Annotated in this window: 1 protein-coding gene; it reads left to right on the forward strand. The window is 46.1% G+C overall.

All coding sequences use genetic code 11. The annotated features are described in order from the left end of the window. On the forward strand, positions 1 to 1,145 hold a 1,145-nt coding region (locus R7P72_RS25085), incomplete at its 5' end, for a helicase-related protein (RefSeq protein WP_318110971.1). Between the last annotated feature and the right edge of the window lie 55 nt (positions 1,146 to 1,200).

The raw sequence follows: 1,200 nt of genomic DNA on the forward strand, positions 1-1,200 counted from the left end.
AGATGATGAATGAGCTCGGTTTCTGCTCTGGTATCGAAAACTACTCACGTTATCTCAGTGGTCGTTCTGAGGGGGAGCCGCCTCCAACCTTGTTCGATTACTTGCCTCATGATGGTTTGCTTATCATCGATGAGTCCCACGTGACTGTACCGCAGATTGGTGCGATGTATAAAGGTGACCGTTCACGTAAAGAAACTCTGGTTGAGTTTGGTTTCCGCTTACCATCGGCGTTGGACAACCGTCCTCTAAAATTTGAAGAATTTGAATCTCTTGCTCCGCAAACTATTTTCGTCTCGGCGACGCCGGGCAATTATGAGCTAGAGAAATCGGCAGGTGAAATTGCGGATCAAGTCGTGCGTCCTACCGGCTTGCTGGATCCAATACTCGAAGTTCGACCAGTCGCGACTCAGGTCGATGATCTATTGTCTGAAATTCGTATTCGTGCCGCCAAAGAGGAACGTGTTCTTGTTACGACTCTGACCAAACGAATGGCGGAAGATTTAACGGAATATCTGCAAGAGCATGATGTTCGTGTTCGTTATCTTCACTCAGACATCGACACGGTAGAGCGCGTCGAGATCATTCGAGATTTGCGCTTAGGTGAGTTCGATGTCTTAGTGGGTATCAACTTGCTTCGAGAAGGTTTGGATATGCCGGAAGTCTCGCTGGTGGCAATTTTGGATGCCGACAAAGAAGGTTTCTTGCGTTCAGAACGTTCACTCATTCAGACGATAGGTCGTGCTGCACGAAACATTGAGGGTAAAGCGATTCTCTATGCGGATAGCATTACAAAATCGATGAAAAAAGCGATGGATGAAACCAATCGTCGTCGTGAGAAGCAGCAAGCGTACAACGAGAAAATGGGCATTACGCCGCAAGCGTTAAAACGTAATATCAAGGATATTATGGAATTGGGCGACATTACTAAGTCCAAACGTCAACGCAATACTAAGCAAGTGCCACTGTCTAAAGTCGCTGAACCATCTCAAACTTACGAAGTGATGTCTCCACAACAATTGGAGAAGGAAATCAGTCGACTAGAAGCGGCGATGTACCAACATGCTCAGGATCTGGAATTCGAGCTTGCGGCTGAGAAGCGTGATGAAATAGAAAAACTGCGTGCGCAATTCATCGCGAATAGCTAGTTAACACGAAAAGCTGATTCTAAAGAGATACTTAGAATAGGCAAAAAAAGAAGCC

It is taken from the genome of Vibrio sp. Vb0888 (assembly GCF_033338835.1).
Taxonomy (GTDB): domain Bacteria; phylum Pseudomonadota; class Gammaproteobacteria; order Enterobacterales; family Vibrionaceae; genus Vibrio; species Vibrio alginolyticus.